General features: G+C 38.7%; 36 protein-coding genes. 9 read left to right on the top strand and 27 right to left on the bottom strand.

Translation table 11 applies throughout. From position 1 onward, the window contains the following. Window positions 1-22 precede the first annotated feature (22 nt). Together IHV09_RS15690 and IHV09_RS15685 are read right to left on the bottom strand one after the other, a co-directional pair. Window positions 23-868 carry a YfkD famly protein gene (locus tag IHV09_RS15690; RefSeq protein WP_197195950.1) on the bottom strand — a complete coding sequence of 282 codons (846 nt, stop codon included), beginning with the start codon at window positions 866-868 and terminating at the stop codon, window positions 23-25. A gap of 122 nt (window positions 869-990) precedes the next feature. Next, the gene (locus tag IHV09_RS15685; RefSeq protein WP_197264926.1) at window positions 991-1,374 is read right to left on the bottom strand and encodes an OsmC family protein; all 384 of its coding nucleotides are present in this window, start codon (window positions 1,372-1,374) and stop codon (window positions 991-993) included. A gap of 57 nt (window positions 1,375-1,431) precedes the next feature. On the opposite strand from IHV09_RS15685, the gene IHV09_RS15680 reads away from it, so the two are divergent. Both IHV09_RS15680 and IHV09_RS15675 read left to right on the top strand, forming a co-directional pair. Beyond that, a complete protein-coding gene (locus IHV09_RS15680; protein ID WP_197133996.1) occupies window positions 1,432-2,643 on the top strand; it encodes an MFS transporter in 1,212 nt (403 codons plus the stop codon). A gap of 121 nt (window positions 2,644-2,764) precedes the next feature. Next, a complete protein-coding gene (locus tag IHV09_RS15675; RefSeq protein WP_197134137.1) occupies window positions 2,765-3,214 on the top strand; it encodes a redoxin domain-containing protein in 450 nt (149 codons plus the stop codon). Between the two features lie 74 nt (window positions 3,215-3,288). Here the strand turns inward: IHV09_RS15675 and IHV09_RS15670 are convergent, their stop codons facing one another. Together IHV09_RS15670 and IHV09_RS15665 are read right to left on the bottom strand one after the other, a co-directional pair. Further along, the gene (locus tag IHV09_RS15670) at window positions 3,289-3,735 is read right to left on the bottom strand and encodes a VanZ family protein (protein WP_197192108.1); all 447 of its coding nucleotides are present in this window, start codon (window positions 3,733-3,735) and stop codon (window positions 3,289-3,291) included. A 378-nt stretch (window positions 3,736-4,113) separates the two neighbouring features. Beyond that, window positions 4,114-4,989: a YihY/virulence factor BrkB family protein gene (locus IHV09_RS15665; protein WP_231618342.1), complete on the bottom strand. Its 876-nt coding sequence runs from the start codon at window positions 4,987-4,989 to the stop codon at window positions 4,114-4,116. A gap of 161 nt (window positions 4,990-5,150) precedes the next feature. Between IHV09_RS15665 and IHV09_RS15660 the strand changes: the two genes are divergently transcribed. Continuing rightward, complete coding sequence (locus tag IHV09_RS15660; protein WP_066391095.1) at window positions 5,151-5,405, top strand: GlsB/YeaQ/YmgE family stress response membrane protein; 255 nt, start codon at window positions 5,151-5,153, stop codon at window positions 5,403-5,405. Window positions 5,406-5,610: 205 nt separating this feature from the next. Here IHV09_RS15660 and IHV09_RS15655 read toward each other — a convergent pair whose 3' ends face one another. From IHV09_RS15655 to IHV09_RS15620, 8 genes are all read right to left on the bottom strand, one after another. Next, on the bottom strand, window positions 5,611-6,036 hold the full coding sequence (locus IHV09_RS15655; protein ID WP_197133990.1) for a GNAT family N-acetyltransferase: 426 nt from the start codon (window positions 6,034-6,036) through the stop codon (window positions 5,611-5,613). Between the two features lie 15 nt (window positions 6,037-6,051). Further along, window positions 6,052-6,522 (bottom strand): low molecular weight protein-tyrosine-phosphatase, encoded by a 471-nt coding sequence (locus tag IHV09_RS15650; RefSeq protein ID WP_197264925.1) that lies wholly within the window; start codon window positions 6,520-6,522, stop codon window positions 6,052-6,054. 120 nt (window positions 6,523-6,642) lie between these two features. Continuing rightward, window positions 6,643-6,813: a hypothetical protein gene (locus tag IHV09_RS15645; RefSeq protein WP_197264924.1), complete on the bottom strand. Its 171-nt coding sequence runs from the start codon at window positions 6,811-6,813 to the stop codon at window positions 6,643-6,645. Window positions 6,814-6,959: 146 nt separating this feature from the next. Continuing rightward, on the bottom strand, window positions 6,960-7,667 hold the full coding sequence (locus tag IHV09_RS15640) for an ABC transporter ATP-binding protein (RefSeq protein WP_197192105.1): 708 nt from the start codon (window positions 7,665-7,667) through the stop codon (window positions 6,960-6,962). 11 nt (window positions 7,668-7,678) lie between these two features. Then, window positions 7,679-8,455, bottom strand: coding sequence for an ABC transporter ATP-binding protein (locus IHV09_RS15635; RefSeq protein WP_197264923.1), 777 nt, complete (start codon window positions 8,453-8,455; stop codon window positions 7,679-7,681). Window positions 8,456-8,469: 14 nt separating this feature from the next. After that, window positions 8,470-9,759 carry a branched-chain amino acid ABC transporter permease gene (locus IHV09_RS15630; RefSeq protein ID WP_197192104.1) on the bottom strand — a complete coding sequence of 430 codons (1,290 nt, stop codon included), beginning with the start codon at window positions 9,757-9,759 and terminating at the stop codon, window positions 8,470-8,472. Window positions 9,760-9,769: 10 nt separating this feature from the next. Then, a complete protein-coding gene (locus IHV09_RS15625) occupies window positions 9,770-10,756 on the bottom strand; it encodes a branched-chain amino acid ABC transporter permease (RefSeq protein WP_197192103.1) in 987 nt (328 codons plus the stop codon). 91 nt (window positions 10,757-10,847) lie between these two features. Further along, the gene (locus tag IHV09_RS15620; RefSeq protein WP_197133970.1) at window positions 10,848-12,047 is read right to left on the bottom strand and encodes a branched-chain amino acid ABC transporter substrate-binding protein; all 1,200 of its coding nucleotides are present in this window, start codon (window positions 12,045-12,047) and stop codon (window positions 10,848-10,850) included. 359 nt (window positions 12,048-12,406) lie between these two features. Here IHV09_RS15620 and IHV09_RS15615 point away from each other — a divergent pair, with 359 nt between their 5' ends. Further along, window positions 12,407-12,610, top strand: a complete 204-nt coding sequence (locus tag IHV09_RS15615) for a helix-turn-helix transcriptional regulator (protein ID WP_197133967.1) — start codon at window positions 12,407-12,409, stop codon at window positions 12,608-12,610. Between the two features lie 2 nt (window positions 12,611-12,612). Next, the gene (locus IHV09_RS15610; RefSeq protein ID WP_197133964.1) at window positions 12,613-13,038 is read left to right on the top strand and encodes a hypothetical protein; all 426 of its coding nucleotides are present in this window, start codon (window positions 12,613-12,615) and stop codon (window positions 13,036-13,038) included. A 218-nt stretch (window positions 13,039-13,256) separates the two neighbouring features. On the opposite strand, the gene IHV09_RS15605 is transcribed toward IHV09_RS15610, so the two are convergent. From IHV09_RS15605 to IHV09_RS15585, 5 genes are all read right to left on the bottom strand, one after another. Further along, the gene (locus IHV09_RS15605; RefSeq protein ID WP_197195959.1) at window positions 13,257-13,658 is read right to left on the bottom strand and encodes a secondary thiamine-phosphate synthase enzyme YjbQ; all 402 of its coding nucleotides are present in this window, start codon (window positions 13,656-13,658) and stop codon (window positions 13,257-13,259) included. Window positions 13,659-13,792: 134 nt separating this feature from the next. Beyond that, window positions 13,793-14,854, bottom strand: a complete 1,062-nt coding sequence (gene rsgA, locus IHV09_RS15600; protein ID WP_197264922.1) for a ribosome small subunit-dependent GTPase A — start codon at window positions 14,852-14,854, stop codon at window positions 13,793-13,795. A gap of 693 nt (window positions 14,855-15,547) precedes the next feature. Beyond that, window positions 15,548-16,603, bottom strand: a complete 1,056-nt coding sequence (locus IHV09_RS15595; protein ID WP_197133955.1) for an SDR family oxidoreductase — start codon at window positions 16,601-16,603, stop codon at window positions 15,548-15,550. A 130-nt stretch (window positions 16,604-16,733) separates the two neighbouring features. Then, complete coding sequence (locus tag IHV09_RS15590; protein ID WP_197264921.1) at window positions 16,734-16,907, bottom strand: hypothetical protein; 174 nt, start codon at window positions 16,905-16,907, stop codon at window positions 16,734-16,736. A 2-nt stretch (window positions 16,908-16,909) separates the two neighbouring features. Continuing rightward, complete coding sequence (locus IHV09_RS15585) at window positions 16,910-17,377, bottom strand: redoxin domain-containing protein (protein ID WP_255520102.1); 468 nt, start codon at window positions 17,375-17,377, stop codon at window positions 16,910-16,912. Between the two features lie 470 nt (window positions 17,378-17,847). Between IHV09_RS15585 and IHV09_RS15575 the strand changes: the two genes are divergently transcribed. Beyond that, window positions 17,848-18,579 (top strand): Bax inhibitor-1/YccA family protein, encoded by a 732-nt coding sequence (locus tag IHV09_RS15575; protein WP_197264920.1) that lies wholly within the window; start codon window positions 17,848-17,850, stop codon window positions 18,577-18,579. Window positions 18,580-18,657: 78 nt separating this feature from the next. Here IHV09_RS15575 and IHV09_RS15570 read toward each other — a convergent pair whose 3' ends face one another. The 3 genes from IHV09_RS15570 to IHV09_RS15560 form a co-directional block, all read right to left on the bottom strand. Continuing rightward, window positions 18,658-19,305, bottom strand: a complete 648-nt coding sequence (locus IHV09_RS15570; RefSeq protein ID WP_197264919.1) for a hypothetical protein — start codon at window positions 19,303-19,305, stop codon at window positions 18,658-18,660. A gap of 63 nt (window positions 19,306-19,368) precedes the next feature. After that, complete coding sequence (locus IHV09_RS15565) at window positions 19,369-19,521, bottom strand: hypothetical protein (protein WP_191754565.1); 153 nt, start codon at window positions 19,519-19,521, stop codon at window positions 19,369-19,371. Window positions 19,522-19,623: 102 nt separating this feature from the next. Continuing rightward, window positions 19,624-20,067 carry a DUF6376 family protein gene (locus IHV09_RS15560; protein ID WP_197264918.1) on the bottom strand — a complete coding sequence of 148 codons (444 nt, stop codon included), beginning with the start codon at window positions 20,065-20,067 and terminating at the stop codon, window positions 19,624-19,626. Window positions 20,068-20,210: 143 nt separating this feature from the next. On the opposite strand from IHV09_RS15560, the gene IHV09_RS15555 reads away from it, so the two are divergent. Then, entirely contained in the window at window positions 20,211-20,393 is a 183-nt protein-coding gene (locus IHV09_RS15555) for a hypothetical protein (RefSeq protein WP_197264917.1), read from the top strand. Window positions 20,394-20,420: 27 nt separating this feature from the next. Here IHV09_RS15555 and abc-f read toward each other — a convergent pair whose 3' ends face one another. The 7 genes from abc-f to IHV09_RS15520 all read right to left on the bottom strand — a co-directional run bounded on the left by abc-f (window position 20,421) and on the right by IHV09_RS15520 (window position 24,438). Further along, complete coding sequence (gene abc-f, locus IHV09_RS15550; protein ID WP_197264916.1) at window positions 20,421-22,058, bottom strand: ribosomal protection-like ABC-F family protein; 1,638 nt, start codon at window positions 22,056-22,058, stop codon at window positions 20,421-20,423. 269 nt (window positions 22,059-22,327) lie between these two features. Next, a complete protein-coding gene (locus tag IHV09_RS15545; RefSeq protein ID WP_197132664.1) occupies window positions 22,328-22,774 on the bottom strand; it encodes an Hsp20/alpha crystallin family protein in 447 nt (148 codons plus the stop codon). Between the two features lie 12 nt (window positions 22,775-22,786). Further along, the gene (locus IHV09_RS15540) at window positions 22,787-22,987 is read right to left on the bottom strand and encodes a spore germination protein GerPB (protein WP_197132661.1); all 201 of its coding nucleotides are present in this window, start codon (window positions 22,985-22,987) and stop codon (window positions 22,787-22,789) included. After that, window positions 22,984-23,379 (bottom strand): spore germination protein GerPE, encoded by a 396-nt coding sequence (locus IHV09_RS15535; RefSeq protein WP_197132658.1) that lies wholly within the window; start codon window positions 23,377-23,379, stop codon window positions 22,984-22,986. Before IHV09_RS15535 ends, IHV09_RS15540 begins: the two co-directional genes overlap by 4 nt. Window positions 23,380-23,389: 10 nt before the next feature. Then, on the bottom strand, window positions 23,390-23,560 hold the full coding sequence (locus tag IHV09_RS15530) for a spore gernimation protein GerPD (RefSeq protein ID WP_370568727.1): 171 nt from the start codon (window positions 23,558-23,560) through the stop codon (window positions 23,390-23,392). Further along, the gene (gene gerPC / locus IHV09_RS15525) at window positions 23,535-24,161 is read right to left on the bottom strand and encodes a spore germination protein GerPC (RefSeq protein ID WP_197264915.1); all 627 of its coding nucleotides are present in this window, start codon (window positions 24,159-24,161) and stop codon (window positions 23,535-23,537) included. Before gerPC ends, IHV09_RS15530 begins: the two co-directional genes overlap by 26 nt. Before the next feature lie 55 nt (window positions 24,162-24,216). Next, a complete protein-coding gene (locus IHV09_RS15520; RefSeq protein WP_066391062.1) occupies window positions 24,217-24,438 on the bottom strand; it encodes a spore germination protein in 222 nt (73 codons plus the stop codon). A 161-nt stretch (window positions 24,439-24,599) separates the two neighbouring features. Here IHV09_RS15520 and IHV09_RS15515 point away from each other — a divergent pair, with 161 nt between their 5' ends. Together IHV09_RS15515 and IHV09_RS15510 are read left to right on the top strand one after the other, a co-directional pair. Next, on the top strand, window positions 24,600-24,818 hold the full coding sequence (locus IHV09_RS15515; RefSeq protein ID WP_066391061.1) for a spore germination protein: 219 nt from the start codon (window positions 24,600-24,602) through the stop codon (window positions 24,816-24,818). Window positions 24,819-24,830: 12 nt separating this feature from the next. After that, entirely contained in the window at window positions 24,831-25,376 is a 546-nt protein-coding gene (locus tag IHV09_RS15510) for an Hsp20/alpha crystallin family protein (protein ID WP_197191838.1), read from the top strand. Window positions 25,377-25,452 lie beyond the last annotated feature (76 nt).

Below are 25,452 nucleotides of genomic sequence, written 5' to 3'. Positions count from 1 at the left end.
CTGATTAAGGAGCTGTCCTTTTTTACATATTGCTTGTATGAAAACTGAATGATACGTGGTCTTGAACCGGAATCCAAGCACCAATCCCTTGCTGTGTAACGTTTTGAATGACGATCTCTCTCTTACCGCCTTTTAGAACGATATACACTTCTCCGTAAGTTACTCTTCCTCTTTCATTTACGGCTGGGACATAACTATTTAAATATCCTACCTGTTTCGGTGACACATGGTATACGTTTGATTTCTTTGTACCCGCACCAACAGCAGTTTGGAACGATAACGGCAGCTTCGATTTTTCTGCTGCTGTGATGAGCATCATCTTTTGAACGGCTTCACTATTAGGAATAGAAGCTGTCAGGCCACCACTCACTTTTTTATGAGCTGTTTGATTATAAGACAATTTCGCAACGGCTTTTGCACCCCTATTGTCTAAACGGTTCGTGTTAATCTGTTGATGTTCCCAGTTCACGGTCGTCTCTGTTGATTGATAAGACAGCGGCCATTGACCTAAGTAAATTTTTGCACGGTACCAAAAAGCTACTTTTGATCCATTGATCGTCGACTCATTCAATAATCGAATGAGATCTGGATTTGTGATTGGAACATCAGACGTTTTAAGCATTGCTTTTGCGAGCTTACTCGGTTCTAAGTACGGAAGATCTTGTGCAGAGTTAGGATACGTGTTCTCTTTTGATATGCTAAGAACAGAACTCGGTACTTTTATATCTGCCTTTGGAGCAGCCTTTTCTATTTTTTCTGCTTGTTTTTGTTTTTGTTCTGGCTGTTGTTTTGTTTTTTCAGCTGCTAGCGCTGTATTGGATAACACAAAAAGCATGACAAATAACATAATAAAAATTCTCTTTTTCATAACATCCTCCTTTCCCCTATTTTTTTCTAACCCACAAAATTTATCCACGTTCCTTACTTTGTTTCGTACGGGTATTGTTGGAAAATAAAAAAACCTGATTCTCTAAAGAACCAGGGTATTATTCAAGCTTGAATGGTGAAACTTTCGGTGATTTTTATACTATCTTTAACGGACTGGACCATGGAGCAATTTTTTCGAGTTACATATAATGCTTTTTCAACCTTTTCCTCAGACAAATTCTTACCTTTTATTATAAAGTGAAGGTGAATTTCAGATACTCTGTTAGCCTCTTTTTCCACTCTAGTCTCTTTAGCTTGAACAGTAATATCTTCATAAGGCATTCTCATCCGCTCTAATACTTTACGTAGAACTCCACCACTGCATACGGCGATAGATGAAACGAGCAGTTGAAACGGCCGATAACCATACTCCGCGTTCCCGCTTATTTCGAGTGTTCCATATTCAACATCCGTTTCAAATCCATTTTCAGTCATTTTAAATTCCAAGATTACTCACTCCTCTTCCTAAACTTCCACTCAACTTTTTATGATTTCCATTGTACAATGGTTTTAGTTTGTTTTGAAAAGGAGATGCTCATGCAGCTTTCTACGTATAAATTCTCAGTTTTAGTCAGCATTGTTTTTATTTCAGGTTTCGCACAAGGCATGCTGCTTCCTTTAATTGCAGTTATTTTTGAACAGGACGGTACATCCGCTTCCTTAAATGGTTTTCATGCAACAGCTCTTTATATAGGGATTTTGATCGCTTCTCCATTTATTGAGAAGCCTCTTAGAAGGTTTGGGTATAAACCACTCATATTAGCTGGTCTGTTAGCAGTCGTACTCTGTTTTGCAATGTTTCCCGTCTGGAAAGTATTTTGGTTTTGGTTTGTATTAAGACTGTTGATCGGTATTGGAGATCATATGCTGCATTTCTCTACGCAAACTTGGATCACGACAAGTAGCCCTGAAAACAAGAGAGGCAGAAATATCTCTATATATGGGATCGCGTTCGGAGCAGGATTTGGAATCGGACCTCTTATGACGAAGATGTTAGAAGTGAACGAAAACCTTCCTTTTTGGCTTGCTGCAGGTCTTTGTTTTCTTTCTTTTCTTCTAATGACATCGATACGCAATGAAAGACCTGAAACAGAATCTGCTCGTACTTCTGGCATTACTGCCATCGATCGCTATAAAGATGTACTGAAATTAGCATGGGTATCTTTGTTGCCGCCTTTTGGTTACGGCTTTTTAGAAGCGACTCTTCACGGCTCTTTTCCCGTATTTGCACTTCGCAACGGGATAAGCTTAGATTGGGTAGCGCTTCTGCTACCAGCCTTCGTGTTAGGCAGCCTTGTTTTCCAACTGCCACTTGGAATTCTCAGTGATAAATTGGGGCGAAAACCAATTCTCATCTTTTCTTTCGTCTCCGGCTTCTTCTCGTTTTTGGCAACATATTGGAGCATGAATAACTTTTGGCTTCTTATCAGTTTGTTCTTTTTATCTGGAATGTTTGTCGGATCGATGTTCTCTCTAGGAATCGCGTATATGAGTGATCTACTTCCTAAATATCACCTGCCAGCAGGTAATATCTTAGCAGGCATCAGCTTTAGCATAGGCAGCATGTCTGGTCCTATGATCGGTGGAAGCTTCATAAGCTTGTTCGATGGCGGTGCTTTTGTATTTGCCATCTGTGGTATGTTATTTATACTCTGCTTACCGATTCTTTTTAGTAAAAATAAACATGAGATCGCGCTTAAGTCTAAAACTGCTTAAAATAATATTTTTCTTTTTACACCATATTAGTAAAGCAGGAATTTTGACTTTAGTTGTTCAATCTTTAAACTAGAAATTAGATAACTTAACCATCTTCAAAACAAGGAGTAGATTTTTTATGATGAGATTACGTTCGGATATGCCAGAACTTACTGGTGCTACACAATGGATTAATGGAGAAGTTTCTAAAAGTGACTTGATTGGAAATAAACCAACACTTATTCATTTTTGGTCTGTAAGCTGCGGATTATGTAAGGATGCAATGCCTAACATTAATCAATTCCGCGATGACTATAAAGATGAACTGAACGTTATAGCGGTTCATATGCCTCGTTCAGAAAAAGATTTGGATATCGATCAAATTAAAGAAGTAGCAGCAGAACACGATATTACACAGCCCATCTTCGTTGATAACGACCACGCTCTTACAGACGCGTTTGAAAATGAATACGTACCTGCTTATTATGTTTTTGATGCAGAAGGAAAGCTTCGTCATTACCAAGCTGGTGGGGACGGTATGAAGATGCTGACAAAGCGTGTTAACCGTGTACTAGGAAAAGAAACAAAGTAAGTATACAAAAACCGGACAGCTTTAATCGCTGTCCGGTTTCTTTTATCTTATAAAATTCTTGCTTTAGAGACGATTTATTTTAGCAATCGTTCAATCCAACGAAAGAGCACCGCTAAGAACTTATATAAAAACAGTCCTAGCATCGCACCGATACCGTTAAGAAATATATCATCAATATCAAAGATTCGTTTAAAATACTCATATTGTAGAACTTCTATAATAAAACTTGTACCAAAACCAAAAATGAAAATAAAACGCCATGAGTTAAACACTCGGTAAATTAAAGGCAGCAACAAACCAAATGGTACAAACAAAATAACATTTCCTATTATGTTCTTCAGAATGAGCCAATCATCATCGCTTCTCCACATCAGCCTTATACTGTCAAACAAAACAAGATTAGCTGATCTTCCATAAACGTACTCATTAAATGAGAAAAGAGTGGCTTTAATCAAAACTGCCATGTACACGATAAAAAGAAGTGTACCTAAAATGCTAAAGATGAATCTTACTTTTTTCATACTGCCTTTTCTCCTGCCTTTTTTAAAGAAATTCCCATAAGTGCCTTTTTAGTGTAACACGCAAAGCTCTTAAGGAGATACAGGTAAAAGACACAAACTTTCTCCCATTACCTCTACACATTTCGCATAGTTCATTCAAAACATGTACTTCTTATGTACTTTTTCATTAACATTACTGCTAAAACGAAAAAGCCGCCCTGCTAAGAGGACAGCTTCATACTTGTTCTTGTTCGATTAATGAAAGTCATTCTTTTTGTTAGAAGACTTACTCGTCTTGTGCTGACTATCATTTTTGTTGTTCTTATTGTTGTGGGTCTGTTTATTGCTTTTTCCCATATCAATAATACCTCCTTAACGACAAGGTATGTATAGTTTTCCCTAGGATTCAGCCTTTAACAAGCCCCTTTTCTTGGCAAAATCAATCTTAAACTTATGGAATGTGGCATTAAGGACTCCACCTGATAAAAGTACGATACCTGTAAGATAAAACCAAAGCATAAGAACAATAATCGCTCCAATACTTCCATAGGTAGCTGTATAATTGCCAAAATGATCCACATAAAATGCGAAACCGAACGAAACGATCTGCCAAAAGAATGTAGCAACAAGTGAACCGTACCAGATCTCACTATATTTCAGTTTTTTGCATGGAGCTAAATAATAGAGAACAGATACAACTGTCGAGATGATAAGAAAACTAATCAACCACCGTAACACTCCCCAGATTTGCAGGAACTCATCACTCAACCCTAAATAAGAAAACGCTGCGTTCCCAAGCATCTTTCCGAATACAGGAAAAACAAGTGCAACTACAAAAGCAAAAATAACACCAAACGTTAAGAAAATAGCCAACAACCTTGTTTTAATGAAACTACGGCATTCTTTAACTCCGTATGCTTCATTTAACGTCTTAATTACTGCATTAATCGCATTAGAAGCTGACCATATCGTAGCTAGAATTCCAATAGATAAGAGGCCACCGCTTCTGCCTTCTAATACAGCAAGTAAATTCTCCCGAACAGAATCCATCGCCTCTGTTGGTACAAAATGCTCTAACAGATCGAGCGCTTCTTTCGGTTCTATAAAAAAGGCACCGAGCGTTAATAAGAAGATAAGAAAAGGGAACAGGGAAAGCAGAAAATAATAAGCAAGCTGTGCTGCAAGTCCTGTAACATCTCCTCTTTGAAAACCATGCATGAATTCGATTCCAAATGCTTTGGCTTTCATATGTTTGAGTATATGCCATAACGTCAAAGTTTCTCTCACCCCTTACTTATTTTTATACATTTCCCTTTATCTTTCCCCTTACTTAGGGTGATAAAAACTTTTTTCAGGATAAGTTTATAATTTTTTATAATGGGTAACTTAAGAATAATTCCATATTACAACCTACAAAAAAAAAGGAGGAATTTTACATGAGTTTATTATGGGCACTTATAATTGGAGGAATCATCGGTTGGTTAGCAGGTCTTTTAACAGGGCGTGACGTACCAGGCGGAATCATCGGTAACATCATCGCAGGTTTTGTTGGTGCATGGTTAGGTGGATTATTGTTAGGTGATTGGGGACCAATGGTAGCAGGTTTTGCAATCGTTCCAGCTATTATCGGTGCAGTTGTAGTAGTACTTATCGTAAGCTGGATCATGCGCAGTATGCGTAGCCGTGCTTAATAAGATTTACTAAAACATAACCCCATTTACAAGAGAAAAGCTGGCTAAGGTCGATCATAACATGATCTTCCTTGGCCAGCTTTTTACTTTGCTACAATAGTTATGCAATGCATTTAGGTTGCATAAGGTTTCCCGTTCGTTTAGTCGAGATTATAGCGCTGATTAATGCTCTTACGTCAATATTTATAATCGATGCTCAGCTACCTTAAAATCTCTTTTTAAACACATAGCTCGGCATCTCATAATTCATCTTTTCTGTATAAAAACGGTGAGCGTCTTTACGGTCCACATTTGAACTCAGTGCAACACAATTACAGTTATTTTGAAGTGCAAAGGACTCCAAAAATGCAAGAAGTTCCTCACCATATCCTTTTGATCTTTCGTTTGAATCAGTGATTAGATCGTACAAATAAATATGCTTGCCGTCGTAAAGGTTTGTCAGCATTGCAAAACCAGCCACAGCAACAATTTTTCCTTCATGAACATTGGCGAATAACGTATAACCTTCTTTCTCCATCTGCAAAAATAATTCATAGAAAAGGTCTTCTGAAAGATGTGTACGAAGCTGATTCATAACCGGAAAAGCATTACGCACTTCTTGTTCTGATGATAATTGACGAATTTCACCCATCCGATATCCTCCTGATTATAACGATTCTCTATTTTTTATTTCGATTAGAAGCCTCTCACAGCCGATTGTCACAAGATCATATACTTCTTGAAAGTTACCTGTAAAGTATGGATCTGGTACATCCTCTTTTTCAACTTCAGGTACAAAGTCCATTAGTCTTGAGATCATACCTGTTTGGGTTTGCCCCGCCATCCTATGCATGTTACCGATATTCTCAGCGTCCATCCCGATGATATAATCGTAGTCTGTTAAATCTTTTGTCTTAACTTGCCGTGCTTTTTGGCCTTCATAGGATATTTGGTGTTCTTTCAAGATGTTTCTTGTTCCCTCATGCGGCGGTTCACCTGCATGCCAGTTTCCTGTTCCAGCAGAATCAATCGAAATGATTTCAGATAAGCCTTCTCGTTTTACAAGATCTCGAAAAATTGCCTCCGCCATAGGAGATCGACATATGTTTCCCAAGCATACAAAGAGTACTTTAATCATGAATCATACCCCTTTCGTCTTCCTTTTAAAGGTATAACAATTTCATCCAATAATAAAGAGGAAATATACATAAAAAGAAAACCGAGCTTCTACCAAACCCGGTTTCATTTGTTCTGTAAACTATGCTGTTGAATTTACAATAGATTGTTTCGAAAAGCTGCTTGCCCTCGGAACACGAGCATCCTGTGACGGATCGAAATCACTAAGTACTTTGGTATGAACTGGTCTTTTTGTGAAGTTCTTCTTAACTGTCTTTTCTCTCACTTCACTGACTAGTTGATTGGAGTGCAAGATGGGAGACTCCTACGGGACGAGCGGTCAGGTGGAGACTCCTAATAGCTCAAAGCGGCAGGAGGCTCACCGCACGCCCCGTGGAAAGCGAGCATCTGGAACGCAAATCAACTGCTTACAAAGCATCGTTTGCTATAACCGTCTAGTTAAGCCAGATAAGCCTCTCGAACAGACTCATTTGTAATGAGCTCATTCCCTTGACCAGCCATCACGATCTCTCCAGTCTGAAGCACATACCCTCGATTGGCGATCTGCAGAGCCTGAAATGCGTTTTGTTCAACGAGAAGAATCGTCATTCCTTCTTTATTGAGATCACTTATAATATCAAAAATTTGTTCTACAATAACAGGGGCTAATCCCATTGAAGGTTCATCAAGCAGCAATAGACGCGGCTTGGACATAAGGGCACGACCCATGGCGAGCATCTGCTGCTCACCGCCACTCATCGTACCTCCTTTTTGGGTTAAACGTTCTCTCAACCTTGGAAAATAGTCGAAGACCTGTTCCATTCGTTCCTTGATGACTTTTTTGTCTTTTACGATAAAAGCACCCATCTCTAAATTCTCTTTTACCGAAAGTCTTGGAAATATCCTTCTTCCTTCAGGAACGTGGGCAATACCCGTTTGAGCAGTAATGTGCGCAGGTTGTTTAGAGATATCCTTTCCTTCATAGATAACAGAACCTGTTTTCGGTAGAACCTGTCCGCTGATCGTCTTTAATGTTGTGGATTTCCCTGCACCGTTCGATCCGATTAATGTAACGATTTCCCCTTTTTCTACAGAAATGCTGATACCTTTTAGCGCATGAATACCACCGTAATATGTGTTAATATCTTTTAATTGCAGAATACTCATCGTTCTCCTCCTTACGCTGGTGTTACGGCACTTTTTCCAAGATAAGCTTCAATCACTTTTACATCATTACGGATTTCAGCAGGCTTACCTTCAGCGATCTTTTCACCATGATCCAATACAAAGATCTGTTCAGATATCTCCATGACTAGCTTCATATCATGTTCGATCAAAACGATTGTTACGTCTAGGTCCTCTCTCATACGATGGATAAACTCCGTTAACTCACGCGTTTCTCTCGGGTTCATCCCTGCTGCAGGTTCATCTAGCAGCAAGAGTTTAGGTTTCGTAGCCAGTGCACGCGCAATCTCTAGCCTACGCTGAGCTCCATAAGATAGATTCTGAGCATCTTCGTTCAGATGCTTGGCAAGGCCGACATATTCAAGCCAATGGTAAGCCTCTTCTTTTGCCAGCTGTTCTTCTTCTCTTACCTTTTTTGTTTGAAACAGAGTACCAACGATTCCCGCTTTCAACTGTTTATGCAACCCTACCATTACATTCTCGAGAACGGTAATGTTTGAAAAAAGACGAATGTTTTGGAACGTACGAGCAATTCCGTGCCGGGAAATCTCGTGTGGCTTCAATCCAACTAAAGAAGTCGGTCCGAGTTGCACATTCCCATTATCCGGCTGGTATACCCCTGTGATTAGGTTAAAAAAGGTAGTCTTCCCTGCTCCGTTCGGTCCGATCACAGCTGTTATCGAACCTCTTTCCACTGTCATATCAACTGAATTTACAGCAACCAGTCCACCAAACTGTTTTGTAAGATTACTAACTGTTAAAATCGACATCTTTATACCGCCTCCTATGCCTGAAACCCTTTGTCAGGTTCAACCGTAATCTGTTCTTTTCTGTGCTTTTTAGACCCCTCTTTAAGAGACTCTTCATCAAACACAGGATTTTTAGATGGTATTAACCCTTGAGGGCGATAGATGGCAAATATGATTAAAATCGCGCCAAAGATAAATCGTTGCATTTTTGCTGGAGCAAGTGCTTCTGGAAAGCTGATCACACCGTCAAGACTCAATTGATTTAAGTAATTTGTTACCTCTGTCAGTACCTGTAGATTTAGAATAGTAATGACTGCTGCACCAAGGATTACACCTGGCACACTTCCCATGCCTCCTAAGATAACCATTACTAGGATGGTGATAGATTCTAGTAATGTAAAACTCGTCGGATCAACGAATGTTTGTTTCGCTGCAAAGACAACTCCCATCATTCCTGAAAAAGAAGCCCCGATTGCAAATGCTAAAAGCTTTGTACGCACAAGGTGGATACCCATTGATTGTGCAGCGATCTCGTTCTCTCTAACCGCTTTCCATGAGCGGCCGATTTTTGAGAACTCGAATCTTCTAACAGCTAGAATGACAAGAAACAAGATACCAAGAACGATATAGTAGAATTGGTTTGGATATACAAACTGATAACCGAAGATCTCTGGAGGTTTAACAGATGCTAATCCCATTGCTCCATTCGTGATATTCACAGGTTTATCTAGATTATTAAACACAATTCTAATGATCTCACCGAAACCAAGCGTAACGATCGCTAAGTAGTCTCCTTTTACACGAAGTACAGGGATACCTAATAAGACACCAAAAAGTGCAGCTACAAAGCAGCCTATTAAAATAAAGATCCAAAAGCTCTCCCCCGATAACGGGAACGTTCCGAATGGCATAAAGTTAGCAGCTTGTCCTGTTGCAAAGATTCCATACGTATATGCCCCGATAGCAAAGAAGGCCACGAACCCGAGGTCTAGTAAACCTGCTAAACCAACTACAATATTAAGTCCCAATGCCATCGCTACATAGATACCGACAACCGTAGCGACTTCCATATACGATTGATAACCCGGTCCGGTGCTCGATACAAAGGGTATTACACCAATAAGGACTACGCCTGCGATCAACCATTTTAGCCGGTCTGGCAACTCTGTATAGTACAGAAGCAACAATGAGAACAACAGCAAGAGAAAAGCTGTTACAGATGCTTGAGCAAGATATAGGCTCAACGAGGTAATCAGTACATAAAGGACGAGCAGGATAATTTGTGCCAGCTTGTTGCCTTTTAGTTTACTTGTCAGCTTATTCATCGCTCTTCACCTACACTTTCTCAGTAACTGCTTTGCCGAACAGTCCTTCTGGTTTGAAAATTAATACGACAATTAGAATGGCGAACGCGAATACATCTTTATACTCTGCGCCGAAGATCCCACCCGTTAAGAGCTGCAGATTGGCAGCTGCGAACATCTCTAAAATCCCTAACATTAATCCTCCAGCCATAGCACCGCGTATATTTCCGATGCCTCCAAGAACAGCAGCTGTAAATGCTTTTAATCCTAGAATAAAGCCAATGTACGGATCAATCGTTCCATATTGCACAGCAAATAGAACACCTGTTGCTCCACCTAGAGCTGATCCGATAAAAAATGTCAACGAGATTACTTTGTTCACGTTGATAGACATAAGTGAAGCTGTTTCACGATCTTGAGCTACTGCTCTCATCGCCATGCCCCACTTCGTTTTATTAACGAAAAAGTCCAGTCCGATCATCATGATCACTACTGCAATGATTAAGATCAATGTAGATGTTTTAAAGAAAGCATCACTAAACGAAGAGGATATGCTAGAAAATTTTATGGAAAATTGCTCATTAAACATAGATGGACCTGTTAAGATATAATTTCCTCTTTTGTATTCCGTAATAAAACGTACGAGATCTTGCAGCAGGAACGATACACCGATCGCCGAGATCAACGTGATCAGTTTAGGCGAATTCCTGAGTGGTCTGTATGCCATCCGCTCTATCCCAACACCCATGAAACCGGTCAGGATCGACGTAACGACCAACACAAGAATTAAAGCAAGAATGGCAGGCATCGCCGCTAACCAGCCCATGCCTGTCATGAGAATCAGCATCGCAACTCCGATAAAAGCACCTGTCATAAAAATTTCACCGTGGGCGAAATTGATGAGCTCTAAAATCCCATAAACCATCGTATAACCAAGTGCAATAACTGCGTATATTGCACCAAGAGCAATACCATCTACAAGTACTTGAGGCAGACTTTGTAAAATTTCAGCTAACATAAATATTCCTCTCTTTCACGTCTGGGGAGTGTATGTAAAAAAGAAGAGGGACATGGCCGTTAGGGTCATTCCCTCTCTTGTAAACATAAGTTTACTTACTGATTTCGCCTTCTTGAACGCCTGGATATTTAGCTTCACTGAACTTGTAGATGTATACTTTTGCAAACTTGTTGTCTCCGATATCATCGAAACCAACCTTCGTAACAACACCTTGGAAATCTTGAATCTTACGAATTTCTTCTGCTACTTTCTCACGTGCCGGAAGGTCTCCGTCACTTCCTTCGATCGCTGCCTCTAATCCTTTTAATAGAACGCTCATAGAATCATAGCCATAAGCTGAATACGATTCTACGTTTTTGTTGAACTTCTCTTTGTATTTAGAAGAGAAATCTTTGCCTTCTGTTGATTTGCTCGCATCAGCTGCTACAGAAGTATAATAAACGTCTTTTACAGAATCTCCTGCGATCTCAACTAGAGTAGAGGAATCCATACCATCTCCGCCCATGAATGGAATCTTAATTCCTTTGTCACGAGCTTGTCTGATCAACTGACCGCCTTCTGTGTATAATCCACCAAAGAAAACTAAATCAGGTTTCTTTGATAATACTTGTGTGAGTACACCGTTAAAGTCTTTCTCACCAACGGTAATTCCTTCGTAACCAAGAATTTCTGCTCCAGCTTCTTCAGCTGCCTCCTTAAATGCATCGGCAAGCCCTGTTCCGTAAGCTGTTTTGTCTTGGATAACGAAGATCTTTTTTGCTCCTAATTTATTGATCGCAAAGTCTGCACCTGCAGGACCTTGGAAATCATCACGTGCTACGATACGGTTCACTGTTTTAAGTCCTCGGTCCGTTACCTCTGTCGCAGTATTTGCTGGGGATACCATCGGGACTTTATATTTTTCATAAACTTCAGATGAAGGGATGGATACGCCTGAATTCAAGTGACCTACTACCCCAAGGATCGATTTATCTGACCCAATCAGCTGTGCATTTGCTACACCTTTTTTAGGATCTGCTTGATCATCATACGGCTGAAGCTGGAGCTTGTACCCTAAGTCTTCAAACTTCTTCTTGTTTTCTTCCAACGCCAGTTGCGCACCAAGCTTAATAGATTCCCCAAGTGTTGCACTACCGCCAGACAAAGGAGTTTGCGTTGCAATCTTGATTACTTTTCCGCTTCCTCCCCCTCCATTGCTTCCTTCTGAGCCACCAGAAGAATTACAACCTGCCAAAAGTCCTAGTGATAATGCGGAAACCGCTAATACTTTTAACCCTCTCTTAATCCCCACCTAAAATCCCCCTTGTTTGAATATTATGATAATTTCCACTATTTAAAAAAATAGTACATGAAGAAAAGGGATTAGACAACTAAATTTTTGGAAAAATAGAATTTTTATGTTAAATTTAAAAGTTTTCCCTATTATTCAACATATTTCTTTTTCATTCGATACCTAGAACTTTAGTAGGAAATAAAAAAGGTTTACTGTTATATCCTTTAAATTCAAGACTTTGCTATTTCTACTGTTTCTTCACAAAAACTGACGAGGCAGAATAATTAAAAAAGGACTTTCACTGTGTACATGTAATATATATATTGAATAATGCAATATATATGTTACAATTTATTTATAAGGAGGGATTATATCATTTGGAAAACAAAGTTAAGATAGCTCGTATACAGGTTGATTTAACGCAACAACAGTTAGCTGAAAGAATAGGTGTTACTCGACAAACAATTAGCTTGATAGAAAAAGGAAAATATAATCCAACATTAAAGTTGTGTCTGGATATTTGCTATGCAGTTAATAAAACATTAGATGAAGTATTTTGGATAGAAAGGAAGAGTGATTAATAATGAACAAAATAACAGATGAACGTTTAGTATTGCAGAATTTAAAAAATATCCGCATTGCGTATATTGTTCAAACAGTTGGTATTCTTGGAATTTTAGGATATGACTTTGTTACAAAAGGGTTAGATGGAATGAGAGAAAATCCCCTATGGCTTGTATTTATATTAACCACAGCTATTTTCGCTTATTTATCAATGAGTATTAGTGCAGACCACGAAAGCAATAAAATTAACCCCAAAAAGAGTCTAAGTATTTCATTGGTTGTGATTGTTTTCATTTCAACTGTTGTCGGATTTTTTGTATCTCTTACTGATGGTTTTGATATAGTTGATGGAGTAATTATGGGTGGAATTTTATTTATTTGCGGCTTTATTCCAATAGTCTATATCTATAGTCTAAGGAAAAAAAGACAAGATGCCGATGAATAGGACTTTTCACTAACAAGGGCTTTACTTGAATGACAGAATTAAAACAGGATGAAAAACGCTTGAAGAAATCTTCAAGCGTTTTTTTGTGCTACATTAACTGTAAATTGTATCGCTATCTCTATTGCTTTTTGTAATTGAAATAGGACTGTTCATTTTAATTTTCTTCACATTAACTGAACTCCTTAGTTATATCAGTGAACCTTCTTTTATGGATATATTTATTTGTTCAAAATCTTCACATGATACTTTCGTGTCCGTGGACCATCAAACTCACAAAAGTAAATCCCTTGCCAAGTCCCTAAGAGAAGCTTGCCGTTTTGAATAAACACAACTTGCGAAGAACCAACAGTACTTGCTTTAAGATGTGAAGCGGAGTTGCCTTCAGCATGGCGATACTTCGGGTGTTCCCACGGATATATCTCATCCAGTCGCATAAGCATATCATGAACAACATCCGGATCTGCATTCTCGTTAATTGTTATTCCTGCTGTCGTATGCGGACAATATATGTACATCACACCATCGTTTACACGCTGCTCTTCTAGATAAGCCTCCAATGTACTCGTAATCTCATACATCTCATCTCTTTGATGCGTTTGTATCGTAAATACATGTGCCATCTTATCCCTCCTCAATCTTCTTATTTTGATGTTTCCCTATGAAAATCCTTTTTAATACTTGAAAGTTAATCGATCAGTATCAATAGGCAAAAAAAGAGAGGAGTGGCCATAAAACCATTCCTCTTCTATTTCAATTATTTACGATGAACGCGCGTACGGTCACCAGCGAGTTTTTTCCACTTTGCTCTTTCGGCATTCGCTAACTTCTGATCTTCTTTGCGAGCGAAGTACGCTAATTCACGTTGAAGTTTTACATAACTGTTATAGCGATCTTCTTTTAACTCACCTGTTTCAATCGCTTCTTGCACTTTGCACCCTGGTTCATTTTGATGGGTACAATCACGAAAACGGCATTGCTCCGCATATCCTTCAACATCCTGAAAGCTTTGGCTTAAACTGTTGTCGCCTTCCCACAATTGAAGCTCTCTCATTCCCGGAGTATCGATTAAGATTCCACCACTTTCAAGAACAAGCAGTTCACGATGTGTGGTCGTATGTTTTCCTTTTCCATCTTCTTCACGAATAACGTTTGTTTTCAATACCTCTGAGCCGAAAAGTTTGTTTGCAAGCGTCGATTTCCCAACACCGGATGAACCTAATAGAGCAACGGTTTCACCCTCTGTAATATATGCTGCAAGTTCATCAAGACCCGAACCAGTTTCTGCACTAACTGCAAATGTAGGAACACCAAACGCAATGGTTTCCACTTCATCTAAGAACTTTTGAACATCATCACAAAGATCCGCCTTGCTTAAAACGATAACAGGAGTCGCACCGCTTTCCCAAGCCATTAACAAATAGCGTTCAAGTCTACGAAGGTTGAAGTCCTGATTTAAAGCATTCACTAAAAAGACTGTATCTACGTTTGTCGCGACAATCTGTTCATCTGTTGTTAAGCCTGCTGCTTTTCGAGAAAACTTACTCTTGCGGGGCAGTATACCGTGAACGTAAGCTTTTCCTTCATGCGGAATAGCCTGAACAGCGACCCAATCTCCAACAGCCGGAAAATCATGACGCCCTGTTGCATTAAAGCGAATCTTCCCTGTGATCTCACCTAGTAATTCACCATGCTCCGTTAGAACACTATATAGTCCTTTATGTTCTACACTAATTCTTCCTGGAACAAAATCTTGATTTTCATATGTTTTAAACGATTCTTCAAATGTTTGATTCCAACCTAGTGATTTTAAATTCAATGTAATACCCTCCGAATAAATGTTGTCATTTTTTTAGTCTTTTTTTCGCAAATTATGTCGCTTTTGAAAGTGTTGATTTCCGTTCCAGGTTGCTCGCTTTCCACGGGGCAGGCGGTGAGCCACATTCGAATGATTCACATTTAGTGTCTCACCTGTCTAGTTGCAGTGGCTAGCCCCTCGAGGTCAAAAGTTAAATAGACCATGAAGGTAAAGAACACCTTCCTTGTCTATTTACCTTTTGCTTGTCGGGGCTGGACGAGCCACTTCCACTTTTAGGACAGCCCGCCTGTCCCGTAGGAGTCTCGCATCTTCCACTCCAATCAACTTTCAAAGATGTAAAGAGTTAAAAGCAACAATCCTTTAGCGTTTTACAAAATAAAATAGAAAAAGAACCTAAAGTTATACTTAGGTTCTTTACGAAAGAAAGGTACACAAATACCCCTCTTCATATAAAAAACCATGGCACTGTTGTACAGCCCATGGTTAAATGACAAATTTAAGCGAAGAAATTACACGCAAATAAACTACTAGCGGTTCTTCATTGTCCCAATAGGCTGTACATAAATTACACTCTCTGAAGTCATTCCATTAAGTTGTCTCATGATACATACCTCCTTGGGTTTCATTAAGAATTAGTTACTTTACATATACACTATAGCAGGATATGCATAAATTGTAAATAGATGCATATTTTTATTTTTGAACAGAAGCATTCTGATACCCTTCAATGATTCGTTTGATCATAGGCATATCCATATGAAGGGGTGCAGCTTCTATTTCTTCTAGCATTTGTTGAGTGTTGCTGTCATCAAACGTAATGTTTCTGTTCAAGTAGTTTTTATAAACGTCAATCACGCTGTTGAGAAGCTTTTCTTCTTCATTTAAAGAAGGCTCGTAATCATAAGGAGCAAGCTTAAACAGCTGTAGTCCCGCTTTTTCCCTCATAACCTGAAAAACATCTGCACTAAGCGGCGGATTGTTATTTGTAATATGATAGATCTTTGTTTCTCTTCCCTTTTTTAGAACACCAGATAAAATATCTGCTACATAATCAACAGGAACAAGATTCTGCGTACTTCCTTCTTCACACAGTAAGTGGAATACACGATCACCCATTCCTTTTCTTTGAAATCTCTTTTTAAAGACTTCAAGGCTACGGAGTAAACCATACAAGGTAAACTTAGAATCTGCTTCTCCTGTTTTAGAGTCGCCAATAATGATCGCCGGTCTTAAGATACTTACGTTAAAACGATCTGTAAACTCCATACATAGATGTTCAGCTTTACACTTACTTTCTTCATAAGGATTGTTGAATGTATTGTTCAAACTGTGCAATTCTTCTTTAGCAGATTCGTCTTTGCCAAGAGTATATGCTGTGCTTACATAATAAAAATGCTCAACCCCCATTTTTTTTGCAGCATGTAGTGCATGTTGTGTACCTGTATAATTTATTTGAAAAAGTTCATCTTTAAGGTCCAAGTCAAATTTCACAAGAGCAGCCATATGATAAAACACATCAATTTTATCTGAAAGTTCTTGCTCCGCTTCCTTCGTCATACCTAAGTGAGGAGCTGTGATATCCCCTTGTATGATATGAATAACGCCGTTCAAATCAGCTGTCTTGTGAAGAAGCTGCTCAGCTTTTTGTAAGTTTCGCGCTAACACATAAAGTGTATGACCTTCACGCGCCAAGTTTTGAATTAAGCGACCACCTAAAAAACCAGTTGCTCCGGTTAAAAATATATTCATTCAGCTGTTCCTTCCTATTCCTATATCAGCATACTTCTGCTTATATAGTACCACAACATTACTTGTATGTTGCCGGTTTCAAGAGATATGCTAAATAAAGCCCAAAAATAAAAGCTGCTAAAAAGCAGCCTTATTTTTCATCATCGGGTTTAGCAATATTAACAGCGGGCATCTCACTATTCATATAATCAGTGGGATGGCCATCGGTTTGTTTTTTCTCGTCATAAAAATAAGCGTTGATCTCTTGTTCTGCATGAGCAGTCGGATCTTCAATGGGTTTATGATTCTTTCTTTCTTGGTCCATAGTTAATCTCCTTTTCCACATGTTTCACAAGCTTTAAATACTTCTTCATACTGAAGTTTTTCATTCGCATCAAACGAATGGTTGCTGAATTGAACAATGCCTTCTTGATCGATAACAAAACATGATCGAATGGCAGTTCCATTCTCTTCGTTAAGAACACCGAACTTCTGTGTTACTTTTTTATGCCAATCGGCTAAAAGGGGGTAAGGCAAGGCTCCTAAAGCTGCCGCAAAGACATTGTGTGAGTATATGTGATCAACACTGATCGCGAGCACTTCTGTATTTGCATCTTCAAAGCGTTTATAATCCTCTTTCCAAGAGGTAATTTCCTTAATTCAACCAGGTGTGAAATCTAGTGGATAAAAAGCCACAAGGACATTTTTCTTTCCTTTATAGTCTGACAATGAAATATCTTTTTTTAATGTGGATGGTAACGTAAAATCAGGTGCAACATCACCTTTTTGTAGCAACTATCCCACCTCCTTGCGTCTTTAAGAATATACTTCCCCTAACATATAAAAGAAAACGTTGGAATATATAGTCATTGTAAGGTGTTGGGATGTCTAAAAGCTGAAGACTTATAAAACCCATTTCAAGACTTATAAATTTTTTTGAGGACGTATAAAAAAGTTTGGAGACTTATAAATTTTTCCGAGGACTTATAAAAAAATATTTCAGTACAAAAAAGCCAGGGACCGCGTACCCCTGACTTCATAATTACTATAATGTTTCCGTTTCTATTGTGATTTCAACTGTTTTTTCAGTTGTATCTTCTAAAAAACACTTCAACTGCCAAAATTGCGGCTTTAATAGCTTCATGTAGCTTTGCATTATAGAAGCGTGCTCAGCTGCTAATGAACGAATGATATACTATTTTTACACATGAAACTTTGATGTTGCTTGCACGTACTTTTAAGTATGGAAAGAAGGAGGAATTTTCATGAGAAGTGCGAATCCTGCATTAAAAGGCTCCACTTTTGATAAGTTCAGGGGGACGTCTTTTAGCAAGAAAATGACTTTATCAGGAACAGTAAACAAAACGTTTATTCTTCTGCTAATCTTGATGGCATCTGCAATATTTACTTGGTATCAATACAATTTAGGTAACCCTGTCGGTCATTTTATCGTGATCGGTTTGGTCGGAGGTCTTGTAACAGCGTTAATCGTTGCTTTCGTTCCTAAAACAGCACCATTACTTGCACCGGTATATGCTGCACTGGAAGGTCTAGCAGTTGGGGGAATATCCGCAAACTATGAGGCTCAATTTAATGGTATTACATTACAAGCTGTTGCTTTAACTTTTGGAACTTTGTTTGCCTTACTGCTCGCATATATGTTTAGGATCATAAAAGTGACTCACAATTTCCGATTGATTGTTTTCTCAGCCACTATGGGAATCATGCTTGTTTATCTTACAAGCTTTATCTTAGGTTTTTTCGGAATGAGTGTACCTTATCTACACAGCACAGGTCCGATTGGGATTGGAATTTCCCTATTTATCGTAGTGATTGCTGCACTTAATTTAGTTTTGGATTTTGATTTTATTGAATATGGAGCAGATCGTGGGGCGCCTAAATACATGGAATGGTACGGCGCCTTCGGACTTATGGTTACGTTAATCTGGCTGTACTTTGAAATTTTACATCTGCTTGCTAAATTAAGAAGAAACTAAAAAAAGAAGCCCTCAAAAGTGAACTGCACCCCTTAGACACATTCTAAGGGGTGCAGTTCAAAAAAGGCTTCTTTTTTCTTATGTCAAAATGTTTGTCCATCTGTATATCGTCCAGCATCCTATACCTATATTTATTGCAAACAATGCTACTTGCATGATTTTATTGTGATAAGTAACCAGTTGGACGAAATATAACGTTCCCCATAGAATGAGAATAAGCAATGCCCATATGAGGCTGCGATCATTTCCTTGCATGACTGCTCCATAGCTAAAGATCCATGTATACGGAAGTAAGAGGCTTCCTGTAATAAAGTATATGCTATGAACACCGTGGGTTTGAAGTCTGTTAGCTAAAGGTGCTTCTTTAATCATTAGCCCATAAAGTAAACATATCCCAATGGCGATACCAAGGAAAAATCCGATCTGAAAAATTTCATAAAAGAATACAGGCAATACGGAAAATGCCTCTAACCAAAACAATCTGCTAAAAAAAAGTATGGTTAGTCCGAACAAGATATAAGGAATGGAATAAAGCGTGCGAATCCCCTTCCAAACTGTATGACCTAACAAGAGTAAGCCATAAATAAAAAACAAAAAACCCAGCAGTTTGCTGGAAAAAAGCATCAGGAAACTGTATAAACAGAAAAGAACGGCAAACGCAATATGATAGAAGTAATCATATTTTGTATGCCTAGCTTTTTCGAACGTATTATTTATTAAAATCATGTTGCACCTGCCAAGACTAGTCGTGTTTATACATTTATCGTCAAAGACTGGTTATTTTTCAAGTTAGTCCTTTGGCACTTTAACCACGCCTCGAATGTGCCAGAGATGAATGAGCTCTAATCGTTTTCGATATTGTTTCGCCTGAAGCCTTCCTTTTTTGTATCTTTTCTTCAATAGCTGCATATAATCTTCAATCTTGATATGATAGTCATCCATTCTTTTACCCACCCTCACCAATTATCTCATTGTCATATTCCCGAATTTAGTCGAAATGTAACATGAAATTTTAAATAAATGAGAAAAAGTAAGAAAAAAGGATTACTCGCCTAATTGCTTAATATCGTTCAATAAGTCAGTGTACACTTTCACATCTTCTAGCAAACCACTCTTCTCCAAGAAATCAGGGGTTATTTCTCCGCTCTCTACCGCAGTTAAATATTTATCTATTCCATCTTGGAACGTTTGATTCTGTTCCATCACCTGATTATGAATATCTTCAAATACAGACGGTGGGGATAGTTCATTAAATTCTTCAATCGTCGTATTCATTTCTTGTAGTGCCTTCTCTAACTCAACACGTGCATTCTGATCTGAGACAGCTTTCTCAGCTAATGAAGGAATTTCTTTAGAAAATTGTTGAACGTCGTTAATGTATTCAGTTGCTTCTGGTACATAATTAATACCGTTCGTTACGTCTTCCACCGCTGAACAACCTGTAAGAACACTGAATGATAAAAGAACTGCCAATAGTGTTTTTTTCATATGATCTCCTCATTTCGATTGGGTTTACTATATTTGAATCTCTTGTATTCGATTTTTCACTTATTATTTTATACGAGTTTGCCGAAAATAAGTTTCGAAATAGGACAATCTAATACTAGTCCAAAAAAGAAAGGCTGATCAAAATGGCTAAAAAAGATAGAGAAAATGAAGGAAAAAAAGATTTATATTTAGACGTTGACCGGATGATGAATGAAGGAATGGCCGGTGGTACGGTGGCTGACAAAAAAGATTTGAATCAGATCGGCTATGATTCTGGAATAACTGAGCAAGAAGAACCACCAGTAAAAATAGATAAAAACAAGTAGAGCCGCTCATGTGAACGGCTCTTTTCTTTATGACCTTAACTTGTTAATCGTGCTTAAAACCTCTTTGTACCTCTGATCGAGATTTACTTTTTCCCTTACGTCTAAACATGTGGAAAGCTGACTGATCAGTTCCGTCATCTCAAACTGCAGCTTGAGCAACTTATCGGCATCCTCCTGGTTACCCTCGTTCTGATTTTCGTTTCGTTTATTATACTCTGCATAATTTCCTTCGAACCAAGATGCTTTCGGTTGCTCTAGCACTAAAATGTGTGTAGCTGTCTTTTCCATTAGACGTCTATCGTGTGTGGCCAAGATGAACGTACCGGGATAGGCTACCAAGACTTCTTCTAACGCTTCTCTTGTAAACAAATCCAAATAATTAGAAGGTTCATCTAACAACAATACATTGTAGTCACTCAAGAAAAGTTTTGCTAAAGCTGTCTTCATCTTTTCGCCGCCACTTAACACTTCTACTCGTTTAAAAACATCCTCACGTTTAAACAACATTCTAGCTAAGACTGTTCTCACCCATGTTTCATCGTAAAGACTATGTTCCATCACGTTCTCAAGAATACTTTTTAGTGGATCTAAAATATTTAGATGCTGGTGGAAGTAGCCTACTTTGAGCTGATTGGACTTTACGATCGCTTCATTTCCGTTATAGATTTCTTGAAGCAAGGTGGATTTCCCGGTTCCGTTCTTGCCTGTCAAAACGATCTTCATCCCCGGTTTTACAGAGAACGTAAGATTTTTAATCAGCTGCTTCCCATTAAATCCTAAAGTGAGATCTTTAACGGCTAACACTTGCTTACCACAAACTCTAGAGAATCGCTGTATATCGAATTCAACATTTTGCTGTTTCTTTGGCTTTTCTTTTTTATCTAGCATTTCAATTCTTTTTTCGATTACTTTTGATTTTTTTTCAAGTTGGCGTTTTGCACCTTGAAGCTTTCCTTTCCCTAGCTTTGCTTCACTATAAGACATGCGTGATGGTTTATCTCTCATACTCTTGGCTTTCAATGCTTTATCTTTTGCCGTTTTCTCTAGCCTTGTTTTTTCTTTTACATATTGTTCATATTCAAAATGCTTTCTCTTTAGCTGCTGATCTTTTTGGATCAGATAATCTGAATAGTTGCCAGGGTACGTTGTGAATGTTTGTTGATCCAAATCAATTATCTTTGTACATACCATATCTAAAAATACCCGGTCATGAGAGACGAGTAATAGCGCTCCTTTAAAATGTTGAAGAACTCCTGCGAGCTGATCCATTCCTTCAACATCGAGATGAGAAGTAGGTTCATCTAAGATGAGGATATCTGGATTTTGTTCTAGGGCAGCAGCAATTTGAGTACGCGTTCTTTCACCACCACTCATCGTGTCATAACTTTTGCCCTGCAGATTCCATGCTGCCTCACTTTTTGAAGTAATACTTTGCTCTCCTTGTTCAAATTGACTCACGATCGCTAGGGTTCCGTAATGCTGGACGGTTCCAGCATCTCTTTCCTCCGTTTCTGCCAATAATTTGAGAAACGTTGACTTTCCAGTACCGTTCAAACCAACTAAACCCACTCGGTCGTTAGCAAAAAGTTGTAGCGGTTCTGTTTGCTTTAAAATTAATTTTCCATCATACGATTTTTCTAGATGCTTTGCTTCTAATAAAAGCATAAAAAAACCTCCCCTATTAACTAGAGAGGTCTGCCCAAGCCAAAATAGATATCACAAAAAAAACGTAGTATTGTGTTTTTTTGCAAACAAAAAACAGGCCTGTAATGAAGTCCTAAAAATGGGCAGAGAAATCCTATCTAGCGTTCTACTTTTTATTTAAGTAAATGGCTAAAATCAGATTAATTGCGCATTGGACGTATACACCTGTTCCTTCCGTTGTTTTCCTAAATTGTAAGCGAGCTCATAGCTGTTCGTCAAGCTTTCACTCGCTACTCCTGCACCCAGTTCAGATTGACCTTTCGTTGATTAGCTCCAGGTCGTGTATCTTTTAATAACCGAATAAACAACAACCCTTTTCGATAAAAAGCTTGAACAGGCTCCTGAAGAACTTTTTCAGGTAAATGAATCTCTCGATTAAAAGTACCAAGTTGAAATTCCTCTGAACTTAAGTGATAGGAATCTAGCGTCAATGATAACTTGCCTTGTACGGTCAGCTTAAACGGGTCGACCATCACTTCAACATCCTCTGTGCGATTCAAACCGGGAAGTGCCAACACACAACATATTTCCTGTGGTGTGTCATAGATGTTACAAAGCGGACTTTCGTTATTTTGATTAGCATTCGACCTTTGATTCTGATTCGGTGTAAAGAACTGATCACCAAAGTATTCTTCGGCCATCCTTTTCCAGTCCATCATTTGTTTCCAAGTGTCCAATTCAATCACCTCTTATGAAGGCGGCCCTAAAGGAACAGAAGGAGTATCTGGATCCGGAATCTGAGGGGCAGGACCTGTAAAACCGCCTGTGTTAAATAATTGCGATATCGGCTGTATAACCCCGGCGCTTCCTATTTGGAGCACAGATGAGTTTTGTATGCCATCCACTCTTATCTGCTGAATAACGATCGTCTGACTAACAAAAAGGTTCATGATTCCTCCTCCTCACTTTCCGGATTAGGATTAGTTAAGAAATTACGAACATGCTTAACACGAGATTGAAGCTTTATATCATGGACTGATCCGATATGAAGGATCGATGAACTGGACACCCCAAGAATATCTATTTTTCCAACTCTGATATATGGGTTCGCATGATACGTTTGTTTAATCTTATACACCGGACAAACTGGAACTAATACCGGCTGTGAAAAAACTTTGTATTTGCTGTATGGAACATTGAAAGTTCCAAACTTTGTACTTTCTCTCTGGATAGCAAGAGCTGCAGAAAAACTATTGATCTTGTCAGTATCTCCTGTTTGTAGGACACCTGAATTAGCAAGTGAATTTAGGATGACACAGTCTACGACAGATGTTCGATACATAGTGCACCTCTTATAGGGGAACGAGTGATGTACCTAAAACCAATGATTCAGGAGGTGTGTCAAAGGCAGAACCCAAGCTGATACAATCTGTATCTCCGATTAATACGACCGATGACAGCCCCACGCCGATGATGTTAATCTCTCCCACAAACAACTCATGATTGGTTACGCAAAATTTCACTTTCATCCCCTCCAGTAGACTTAGAATCTCTCAAATGCACGATAAAAGTTTCGATTCCACGATAGATGTCCTCTTTTGTTTTTTGAATGATATCTCTTCTTCCCCGCTCATCCTTAGGCTCATATTTAGTCAGATAGTGCTTGATTCTTCCTGGAACTTGTCGCTGAACATCTTCTAATATGAAGATTCGATAAGGTTCATCTAAAGGAATATTCATTTTACTTTCAAGTGATTTTAAATAGACAGGAGCTTCTTTCTCAAAAAAACCATCCATCACTTGAATCATCTCACGGTAGTTTGGATTTTCAATCGTACTTCGTTCCATCTTTCCTGGCATCTGAAGGGTATTCTGACCAATATTGAACTGTTCGATCAAGTCTTTGCTATCATCTGAATGCCCAAGTCCAATGTGCAGAGTGCCTTCGAGTTTTTCTATCTTTAACTGATCAAACTTATATTCTACATTTTGAGGTTGGGACGTTAGATCGCTCACTTGTTTCTTTAATGCTTTTATCTGGTCTTCTAAGTCTCTTATCTTATCATTCTGATCGAGAATCATCTGTTGAAGCTTGCTCAAGTAATAGTTGCTCTCTTCATTCATACAATCAGCTCCTTAGTTAGATGTATGCCTTCTACCTAAGGAATTTGCTTGTTGTTTAAAAATTTGCTGCTGCGTTACTATCATTTACATCAGGGTCTTGCGTAAACGTAACATTATAGCCGTTCTCTAGACGAAGATTATCCCCTGTATTGAACGATCCTGCCCCGGCATACGTTTTCGCATAACTTACTGGGCATATGGTCTGGACGTCTCCTACATGAAAAACGCTGCCGCTCGATATGGAGTTTACTGATACAGATCCCACAATTGCTGGCATATACGTTCATCCCCACTTTCAAGTACTTCTCACATAATATGCATCCGCCCAATCTTTTGTGCCTAAACCTTCCCATTCACCATTAGGCTTCTACCTACATAACTTATCTGTAAAGGACGACGTCACAATCGTTATTTCTTAGACAAAGGGAGGTGCTAAAAGTGCCCTGTTTAATTGTAGCTCCTATCAATATTAATGCGGCAGAAGGGGTTGTGAATTTTGGCGATACCCTCGTCATCAATCCCAAATCAACAGGCAAAGGATACAACGGCTCTGGCGGAGGAAACACAGGGAATTTTATACAAACAACCAATGTGGTTAACGCAACAAACACATTAGATCCTGATATCTTTGATTCAAATAATGCCGGCAATGCTTAGGGGGGTATAAGGATGTTAGGCAAAGGTCCATTGATGCCTTTTTTTAATAACCGTTCTATGGATGACTGGCTAAAATCTTTTGACCAATATGTCAACAAAGGACTCACTCAGTTTGAGAAATTTGCAGACCAGATGTCTTTTGAAGTGGATACAGAAGAAACAGCGGACGACTACAAGATTCGTGCAAATCTAAAAGACTATAACCCAGAAGATCTTCAGATTGAAATCCTCAATCAAGGACTTCAAATAAAGGCACAACGAGAAGAAATCCGATCCACAAAAAATAAAAGAACAGGGCATTTTCAACAAAGAAAGTCCATGAAACGAACGGAGCGGTTCGTACAATTGCCTTTTATGTTTAGAAACGAAGATGTTAACGCTCAATATACGAATGGGATCTTAACCATTTCCGTTAACAAAAATGGCGGAGAAGTGATGAATCCGACCGTACCCATACAAGTAAATTCAAACGAGACCAGCGGTACAGTTGCTGAGAACAGCATGAACGCTAATAACACAACGAATCAAACAACTGACAACGGGCAGTTTGAAGAGTAGGTGCAGCTTTTAGATCTCATTTCAAGATGTACTTCTTGTGACTTAATGTGTGTTGAGGCTTTAGATCCCAACAAAA

The organism is Fictibacillus sp. 23RED33 (genome assembly GCF_015903925.1).
GTDB classification, from domain to species: domain Bacteria; phylum Bacillota; class Bacilli; order Bacillales; family Fictibacillaceae; genus Fictibacillus; species Fictibacillus phosphorivorans.
This window is presented reverse-complemented; position numbering and strand designations above follow the sequence as displayed.